Raw genomic sequence first — 8,041 nt, forward strand, 5'->3', positions numbered from 1 at the left:
GGGGGGGGGGTGTCGTGGACGAGGGCGAGGGCGAGGGCGAGTTGCGCGTATTTGGCGAACCGCGCCGGGTTGGCCGCGTGGAGCGCCGTCAGGGTGTCAAAGACGGCGGGAAGGTAGTCGCAGGGCGAGAGTTGGTCGAAGTAAACGGCGGAGAGGCCGCGATCCGGGAGCAACTGGCGTTGCAGCGGGGGGGGGAGGCGGGTGCCGAGAAGCGCGTCGGGCTGCGCTTCGTATTGTGAGGGCATGTTGGAGTGCGCCACGCCGGCGTCTTCCACGGATTTTGTCCAGCGCGAGAGAAACGTGTCTTCTTTTTCCGCGAATTGCGCCGCCCACAAGGCCGGGTAGAGCCAGGCTTCGGCGAGATCGAGCCTCATGCCCCCGCCCCCGCTTCCACTGTTCACGCCATAGAGGGTAAAGGCGGCTTCGCGCAGGGCCGCCGCCATGGCGGGCCAGCCGTATTTTTCCGCGCCTTGGATGATCGTTTCAGCTTGGGCGGGCGTCGGGGCGTTACGAAGCCAGTCGGAGGGGATTTGCTGGGCGGACGCGGTCGGTGTCAGGACCGGCAGCGCAGCCAGCGCCAGCAGGACGAACAGGGCGGGGCGGGTAACAGAGCGGGTAATAAAGCGGGCAACGGAGCGCACGGAGGAATGGGGATAGTCTCGCAGAGGTTCTGTTCAACCTTGGAATCTTTCAATTCCGCGTTTCTGGAGGGCGGGTTTTATTGCCAATCGCCAATCCCCGCCGACGGCGTGCAACGCCGCCTTTCTGATTTCGGATGGGCGCGGCTGCGCCGCGTCTGGCGGGTCAGGAGACCCGCCCTCCGCCAATACGGGAGAATCGTGCTCGCCGCTGGAGGAGGGCTGGCTATGGGTTGCCGGGTTTGGTCCCTGATGAATCCTCCGGTTTCCACGGCTGCGAATGCGCGGTCATTGTTTATCCTCACTCATGAGTTCCATCCGCGTCGCGGGGGAATCGCCACGTATTGCGAGGGGTTGGCGCGGGCGGCGGCAGCGGCTTCGCCGTCGAAGAGGTCAGAGGTCGGTGGGAATGGCGGCGGCGTGGAGGTGTGGGCCCAGGCTTTGGCACGGGGGGAGGTGGAGCGGACAGACTGGCCGTTTGTCGTGCGCAGGCTGCCGTTGCGCGGGTCGCATGGTTTGCGGTGCCAGTGGACGATGGCGCGGTTTCTGGTGACGGAGCGGCGGCGTTTGCGCAGGGCGGTGGTTCACTTGGCGGAGCCGGGGCCCATGCTCGCCGCAATGCTGCTGTTGCCGTGGAGGTCGTTTTGCCCGGAACGGTTGGTCCTGACGTTTCATGGTTCGGAGATTTTGAGGTTTCACGCCAATCCGGTGAGCCGGTTGCTGACGCGTTGGTTGATCCGGCGGGCGTGGCGGGTGAGCACGTTGACGCATTACACGCGGGAGTTGCTCTGCGAGTGTTTCCCGGAGGCGGCGGGCAAGGTGGTCATCGCGCCGGGAGCGGTCAGAGAGCAGAGGTCAGTAGTCAGAGAGCAGAGGTCAGAGGGGGGGGGGGGCGTTTGGTGGTGCTGACGGTGGGGCGCTTGCATCCGCGCAAGGGGCAGATTCGCACGTTGGCGGCGCTGGCAGCGTTGCCGGAGGCGTTGCGCCGGCAGGTGGAGTATCGGTTGGTCGGGACGGCGAGGTTGCGGGGTTACGAGACGGTGTTGCGCAAGGCGGCGGCGCGGGCGGAGGCGGCGGGGCTGGCGGTGCGTTTTCTGGGCGATGTGCCGGACGAGGATTTGGGGCGGGTTTACGCGGAGGCGGATGTGTTTGCGATGACGTCGGTCGGGCACGGGCGCAGCGTGGAGGGGTTCGGGTTGGTCTATCTGGAGGCGGCGGCCCGGGGGCTTCCTGTGGTGGCGCATGATGTGGGCGGAGTGTCGGAGGCGGTGCGCGCGGGGGAGACGGGGTTGCTGGTCAATCCGGAGTGTCCGGAGGAGTTGACGGCGGCGTTTGTGCGTTTGCTGGGTGACGCGGAGTTGCGAAGGCGGATGGGGGAGGCGGGACGCGTGTGGGCGCGGCGGTCGTCGTGGGCGGAGTCGGCGGCGTTGCTTTACGGGGGGGGCGGCGGATGAGAATTTGCATTCTTCAGGATTACTTGCGCAGCGGGGGAACAGAGCGGCAGTCGGTGCTGCTGGCGCGGGCGTTTGCGGCGGCGGGGCATGGGGTGACAGTGCTGACGTTCCGGCCGGGTGGGGTGCTGGCGGCGGGGTTGATGGCGGGGTTGATGGAGGAGAGGGGAGCGGGTGGGTCGCCCGCGCCACGGCATGAGGCGTTGCAGGGGTTTGACTGGCGGATCAATGGGTTTGCTCCGGGGTTGGCGCGGCGGTTGCGGACGCTGGCTCCGGATGTGGTGTTGTGCATGGGGCGGATGGCCAATGGGCGGGGGGCGCGGGTGAAGCGGGTGCTGCCGGACGCGGTGGTCGTGGGGACGATGCGCACGGGGAAGGGGCTGCAACGGGGGTTTCGGGAGTCGTTGCGCGTGGTCGATCATGTGGTGGCCAATAGTGGGGAATCGGCGGCGGTGTTGCGGGAGGTGCATGGGGTGCCGGCGGAGCGGGTGTCGGTGATTTACAATGGGCTGGTGTTCCCGGCAGGAGGCGATGAGGGAGAGGGGCGCGGAGCGGCGGCGGAGGCGTTGCGGACGACGCATGGGGTTGGGAGGGAGGGAGTGGTGGTGTTGTGCGTAGGGATGTTTCGTCCGGAAAAAAACCAGCGCGCGATCATCGAGGCGGCGGCGCGGCTGGCAGTGAATGCGGAGTGGCAGTTGTGGTTCGGTGGCGAGGGGCCGGAGCGGGCGCGGTGCGAGGCGTTGGCGCGGCGGCTGGGGATCGGGGAGCGGGTGCGATTTTTTGGTTTTGTGGAGAATCCGGGGGCGTTGTACCGGGCGGCGGATGTGGCGGTGCTGGCGTCGAGGGCGGAGTCGTTGTCCAATTTTTTGATCGAGGCGCAGGCACATGGTTTGCCGGCGGTGGCAATGGAGGTGGCCGGGGCACGCGAGTGCATGCGCGTGGGCGTGAGCGGCGTGGTGACGCCGGCGTTCGACGCGGACGCAGGCGCGGGGTTCACGGCGGCGCTGCGTAGTTTTATAGAGGATACGGACGGGCGGCGGGCGGCGGGCGCGGCGGCGCGGGTGTTCGCGCGGGCGGCGTTTGATCCGGCGCGGCAGGTGGGGGCTTATCTGGATTTGTTTGCTCGGCTCAGGCGGGAGCGGGAAGGGGGTTGACCGCCGGAGGCGGGAGGGTGGCGCAGGGTTGCCCAGGCGCAGGCGGCGAGCACGGCGGAGAGGGCGACAAACCAGTCGCCCCATTGCGCGTAAACGCTGAGGCGGCCCATCCAGCGGGAGTCGAGCGCGACAGGGAACGAGGCGTGGCCTCGAAAATACACGGTGCCTTGGTCAGAGTCAGGGCCGGGGGATCGTCCAGTGGTGCGGTCGGTGTGAACCTGGCCGTCGGGGGTGCGGGTGAGCACGGCGCGGATGGCGCCAAATTCGTCCACCCAGCCGCTCCAGCCGCTGTTGCCCGACCGGAGGACGGGGCGACGCAATTCGACGGCGCGAAGGACGGCGTTGGCGGCGTGCTGGTAGGCGGCGTCGCCTTCGCCAAACCAGCCGTTGTTCGTGTGCACGACGAGGAGATCCGCGCCGGCGCGAACGTTGGCGCGGGCGAGCGCGGGGAATATGTCTTCGTAACAAATCAGGGGGCCGAGGCGCAGGGTGCGCCCGGCGACGGGCACGGGTCAGGGGGGGGGGGGGGGCGGATGGAACCGCGGTCGAAGTCGCCGCCGATGGGCACGAATTTGTCGATCCAGCCGATGAGGGAACGGAAGGGCACGTATTCGCCAAAGGGGACAAGTTTGCGTTTGGCGTAAAATGTATCCTGCAACCCGGTACGCGGATCGACGGCGAGCGCGCCGTTGAACCACGCTTCTTCGGGTGTCTTGGGTTTTTGGATAATGATGGAGCCGAGGACGAGCGGCACGCCAGTCTGGCGTGCGAGTTGTTCGATCCAAGCCTGGGTTCGCGGGTCTCCGCGGGCGGCCCAAGGCGTGGAGGCTTCGGGCCAGAAGATCACGTCGGGGCGCGGTGTGGCGCGGGCGGCGGCGAGGGTTTGGTCAACGAGTATTTGTTCGATGCCGGAGGCGGAGTCGGGGTCCCATTTGAGGGTTTGGGGGATGGCGGGTTGCACGATGGCAAAGCGGCCGAGGGGGAGGGCATGGCGTCCGCGGTTGATCGCCTCGGGAACAAAAACGGCGAGGCACACGAGGAGGAGGAAGAGGGCGGCAAGAAATTCCTGCGAGCGGCGGGCAAGTCCGCGGGCGGTTTCGCAGAGGAGGCGGTGGGCGTAGGCGGCGGCGCCGATGTTGACCACGATGAGCACAAAGGAGACGCCGGTCGCGCCGGTGTAGGAGGCGATTTGGAGGATGCTGATGCGTTGCCATTGGGTGGCGGCGAGGGGGAGCCAGGGGAATCCGCTGAGCAGCCAGGTGCGCGTCCACTCGATGATGACCCACACGCCGGCCAGTCCGAGCATGGCGAGCAGCCGCGTGATGGTGGGGCGTCCGATCATGCGCGGCATCACCCAGCGCGCCGCCGCGAACCACGCGCCGACCCACAGGCCGATGACGGGGCCGAGCAGAAAGAGACCGAGCCAGGTGACGTGATGGAGCCAGCCGAGGATGACGGTCCAAGCAACGACCTGCGAGCCGAGGGTGGCGAACAGGTAGGGTCGCCATGCGGGGCGCCGGTAGGCCCAGAAAATCGCGGGGCCGGCAAAGATATAGGCGGCCTCCGGAGCGCGTCCGGGCGGGGCCATCAGGATCGTGAAGGCGCATGTTGCCGCAAATACGATGAGCGCAATGAGCGTGTCGGCATGGCGTCGCCACCAAGGCGACGGGGGGGGGGGGGGGGGGGGGAGGGACGACGAGAGCGGACTTGCGTTGTTGCCGTCGGCGGCTGGCTGGCTGGACATGCGGCGTGGGGGACAGGTTTACTGGCGCGGACCGAATTGCCAAAGCAGGAGGAAGGCGATGGCGAGGAGGGTGAATCCGAGGACGACGAGCAGCAGGCAGCCGCGTCGGATGTCATCGGGGGCGGAGGCTTGGGCGATCTTGTGCTGGGTGATGATCTCCTCGGCGCGCGCCATGGCTTTGGTCGTGGCCGGAGCCTCGGGTTCGCCGAGTGTGGCGTGGTGGGTGTGCGTGGTGGTCGTGCCGGGGGCGCTGGGCAGCGTGGAAATCGTGGGGATGGTGGCGGGCGGGGAGTCGCCTTCGGCTTCGGCGATCTCGTGGTCAAGCCAGGCGAGGTGCTCTTCGAGGATGGTTTTTTGCCGGCGCAGTTGTTGCAAGCGGTCGAACATGGCAGGGGGAAATCAGTGAGCAGTGAACAATGAACAGTGGCGGAGGTCGGAGGTCGGGAAATAAAAAAACGCCGGGGCGTATGCGCCCGGCGTTGCAAAGTATGAGAGAGAAGCGGCGTGCTTGGGCTGCCGGGAACGGAACTCAGGCTCCGGCTTCGACAACGTTCACCTTGCGATGAGGTTTGTCGTATTGCACGACGCCGTCCTTGAGGGCGAAGAGCGTCCAGTCGCGGCCGATGCCGACGTGCTTGCCGGCGTGCAGCTTGCTGCCGCGCTGGCGGACGATGATGTTGCCGGCGACGACAGATTGTCCGCCGAATTTCTTCACACCGAGACGCTTGGAGTGACTCTCGCGTCCGTTGGTTGTTGCGCCTGCACCTTTTTTATGCGCCATGGCTGATGTCCTTTGTTGTGGTTAAAATGTGGTTGGAAGACGAATTGTCTGGAGTGAAATCAGGCCGAGATGGTTTCGATCTTGATGACAGACAATTCCTGACGGTGACCGCGCTTGCGGGTATAGCCCTTGCGCTTCTTCTTCTTGAAGACGACGACTTTATCGCCTCGTTTGTTTTCAAGAACCTTGGCCGTGACCTTGGCGCCAGCGAGGGTGGGAGTGCCCACCTTGAAGCCTTCGCCTTCGCCTGCGGACAGCACATCGGTGATCTCGACGGTGGCACCCGCTTCGGTGTTCGGGAAGCGGTTGACGATAAGAATGTCGCCTTCGGAAACAGCGAACTGCTGACCTTGGGTTTTGATGGTCGCTTTCATAAAAGTAAAAGGAAGAAGACACGGAGTTGTTGTTCGCTAGGCAAGGAGATTTTCGAGAAAAACCGGGGGATAAACACGAGGGCGGGGAAAGGGGGGGCGAAGGCTTGGCAAATGCGTTCCCTGTGTGTGGTTTTGCAAAGTTTTGAGTGGCGTTGGCCGGGGCGTCTGGCAGGTTTTCGCGCCATGCATTTCTTCAGACTCCGTGGTTTATTTCTGGCATTGGGTGTGGCGATGGCGGCTTCGTGGGCGCAGGCCCGCGTGGGCGAAACGCAGGATCAATTGGAGCGGCGAATGCTGCACGAGGGACTGGGGAAGGTGTTCTCCATGCCGAAAAATGCATCCGAACGAGAGCGCGAGCGGCTCGAAAAGGAAAATCCGTTGTCGGGTTTGCGGTCGTATTTTCCCGAGGGAGCGAAGGAGGTCGTTTATTGGAAAACGTCGGTGAAACAGCGCATCAATGCCGACGAGGGCTGGCGGTTGTATGTCGTGTATTATCGGGGCGTGGTGGTGCTGGAGGGATACCGGCGCGTGGGGACAAAGTTGAGCGAGTTTGAAATCAATGCGATCCTGCAGCGGAACCGTCCGGGCGACACGCCGTGGAGCAAGGTGCCGAAGGACGCGGTCAAGGAGAGTGCGCTTGGCTATGGTTACGAACTGACCAAGGCGGAGGCGGATTTCCTGCGCGCCAAGGTCCAAGGCGACTTGCTGCTGATTTATAACACGAAGTTCGACATGCTTCTCTTTGAGAAGCGCAAGGAGCAGAATGAGCGCGACCGCGAACAGGATCGGGAGACGCAGCAGAAAAAACTCCCCGACAGCATCGAGGGATTTTGATCTCGATCCGACGAGCCTGACACTCCCTAAACGCGGGAGCGCCAGATTCCTAAAAGCCGCTTGACCCACGATTCGCCTGCATCTGGAGTGCCCGCCTGCCTGATTTACGCGCCACTAGTATATCGGTTATTATGTGTGCTTCCCAAGCATGAGAGGACGGTTCGATTCCGTCGTGGCGCACCAATTTCCCCCGCAGTCGGGGCCGGGGGGGAAGGAGGGAGGAGGAGAGGCGCGGTTTAGCCGAGCACTTCTTCGGGTTTGAAGAAGCGGGCGATCTCGATCTTGCCGTTCTCAACGCTGTCGGAGGCATGCACGACGTTGTACATCGAGCTTTCGCCGAAATCGCCGCGAATCGTGCCCTTGGGAGCCTTGGTGGAATTGGTCGGGCCAAGCAAATCGCGCACCCGCGCCACCACGTTTTCACCCGCAAGCACCGCAATCAACACCGGGCGCTGACTCATGAATGCTTCAAGATTGGGGTAAAACGGCTGGTCCGCCACATGAGCATAATGTTCACGCAACACACGGGCATCCAATCGGGTGAGCTTTGCGGCAACAATCTCGAAACCCTCTTTTTCGAAGCGGCTGATCACCTCGCCCACATGTTTTTGGGCCATGCAGTCCGGCTTACAAATGATGAATGTTTTCTCCATAAAACCGGCCATAACAAACTTTCGTTTGGCGCATGTGAAGCACTTATTTCAGCGATTCCCTATTGTTTTTTTTGATCAGTCTCCCATGAAGCACGCCGGATTCTGCCATATGCAGGACCTCTTGTTCTAAACGAAGGCTTTTCAGCCGCCCGCTAACACGTTCCGATCAGGGCAATTTTTATTCCGATCCACCTTCCCGACCACCTTCCCATCATGCTTATCCACCGCGGCACCTCCGCCCTCTCCAGCTTCCGCCTCCAGAAACTCCAGCAAGACCTCGTCGCCGCTGACATTCCTGTCGCCCGCATCACCGCGCAATTCCTCCACATTGCCGAACTCGCACCCGGCACCTCCGCCCTCTCCGCAGAACACCAGACAGTCTTTGAAAAACTCCTCACCTACGGCCCCCGCT

The 8,041-nt window shown here is 64.0% G+C and carries 11 protein-coding genes, 1 tRNA gene and 1 pseudogene; 6 read left to right on the forward strand and 7 right to left on the reverse strand.

All coding sequences use genetic code 11. The annotated features are described in order from the left end of the window. Positions 1–641 (reverse strand): annotated as a pseudogene (locus OBACDRAFT_RS06065) (hypothetical protein); the annotation flags it as partial. A gap of 108 nt (positions 642–749) precedes the next feature. Between OBACDRAFT_RS06065 and OBACDRAFT_RS29435 the strand changes: the two are divergent. From OBACDRAFT_RS29435 to OBACDRAFT_RS26275, 3 genes are read left to right on the forward strand one after another with little or no spacing between them, the layout of a single operon-like run. Next, positions 750–1,547: a glycosyltransferase family 4 protein gene (locus tag OBACDRAFT_RS29435; protein ID WP_232766725.1), complete on the forward strand. Its 798-nt coding sequence runs from the start codon at positions 750–752 to the stop codon at positions 1,545–1,547. An 11-nt stretch (positions 1,548–1,558) separates the two neighbouring features. Next, positions 1,559–2,092: a glycosyltransferase family 4 protein gene (locus OBACDRAFT_RS29440; RefSeq protein WP_232766726.1), complete on the forward strand. Its 534-nt coding sequence runs from the start codon at positions 1,559–1,561 to the stop codon at positions 2,090–2,092. Next, entirely contained in the window at positions 2,089–3,243 is a 1,155-nt protein-coding gene (locus tag OBACDRAFT_RS26275) for a glycosyltransferase (protein ID WP_081721846.1), read from the forward strand. The genes OBACDRAFT_RS29440 and OBACDRAFT_RS26275 overlap by 4 nt, the downstream gene beginning before the upstream one ends. On the opposite strand, the gene OBACDRAFT_RS29445 is transcribed toward OBACDRAFT_RS26275, so the two are convergent. From OBACDRAFT_RS29445 to rplU, 5 genes are all read right to left on the reverse strand, one after another. Next, complete coding sequence (locus OBACDRAFT_RS29445) at positions 3,195–3,752, reverse strand: nitrilase-related carbon-nitrogen hydrolase (RefSeq protein ID WP_052361312.1); 558 nt, start codon at positions 3,750–3,752, stop codon at positions 3,195–3,197. The two genes, OBACDRAFT_RS26275 and OBACDRAFT_RS29445, sit on opposite strands and share 49 nt — an antisense overlap. Then, complete coding sequence (gene lnt / locus OBACDRAFT_RS06085; RefSeq protein ID WP_052361314.1) at positions 3,713–4,987, reverse strand: apolipoprotein N-acyltransferase; 1,275 nt, start codon at positions 4,985–4,987, stop codon at positions 3,713–3,715. The genes OBACDRAFT_RS29445 and lnt overlap by 40 nt, the downstream gene beginning before the upstream one ends. Positions 4,988–5,005: 18 nt before the next feature. Further along, positions 5,006–5,374, reverse strand: a complete 369-nt coding sequence (locus tag OBACDRAFT_RS06090) for a hypothetical protein (protein WP_043583776.1) — start codon at positions 5,372–5,374, stop codon at positions 5,006–5,008. Positions 5,375–5,516: 142 nt separating this feature from the next. Then, positions 5,517–5,768, reverse strand: coding sequence for a 50S ribosomal protein L27 (gene rpmA, locus OBACDRAFT_RS06095; RefSeq protein ID WP_043583778.1), 252 nt, complete (start codon positions 5,766–5,768; stop codon positions 5,517–5,519). Between the two features lie 59 nt (positions 5,769–5,827). Then, positions 5,828–6,142, reverse strand: coding sequence for a 50S ribosomal protein L21 (rplU, locus tag OBACDRAFT_RS06100; RefSeq protein WP_043583780.1), 315 nt, complete (start codon positions 6,140–6,142; stop codon positions 5,828–5,830). Between rplU and OBACDRAFT_RS06105 the strand changes: the two genes are divergently transcribed. Both OBACDRAFT_RS06105 and OBACDRAFT_RS06110 read left to right on the forward strand, forming a co-directional pair. Continuing rightward, complete coding sequence (locus OBACDRAFT_RS06105; protein ID WP_157836929.1) at positions 6,119–6,976, forward strand: hypothetical protein; 858 nt, start codon at positions 6,119–6,121, stop codon at positions 6,974–6,976. The two genes, rplU and OBACDRAFT_RS06105, sit on opposite strands and share 24 nt — an antisense overlap. Positions 6,977–7,084: 108 nt before the next feature. Further along, a tRNA-Gly gene (locus OBACDRAFT_RS06110) sits at positions 7,085–7,159 on the forward strand. Positions 7,160–7,212: 53 nt separating this feature from the next. Here the strand turns inward: OBACDRAFT_RS06110 and ndk are convergent. Beyond that, the gene (gene ndk, locus OBACDRAFT_RS06115; protein ID WP_043583788.1) at positions 7,213–7,629 is read right to left on the reverse strand and encodes a nucleoside-diphosphate kinase; all 417 of its coding nucleotides are present in this window, start codon (positions 7,627–7,629) and stop codon (positions 7,213–7,215) included. Positions 7,630–7,842: 213 nt separating this feature from the next. On the opposite strand from ndk, the gene OBACDRAFT_RS06120 reads away from it, so the two are divergent. Continuing rightward, a partial coding sequence (locus OBACDRAFT_RS06120; RefSeq protein ID WP_043583781.1) for a hypothetical protein occupies positions 7,843–8,041 on the forward strand: 199 nt, incomplete at its 3' end.

The organism is Geminisphaera colitermitum TAV2, from assembly GCF_000171235.2.
In the GTDB taxonomy this organism is placed as follows: Bacteria; Verrucomicrobiota; Verrucomicrobiia; order Opitutales; family Opitutaceae; genus Geminisphaera; species Geminisphaera colitermitum.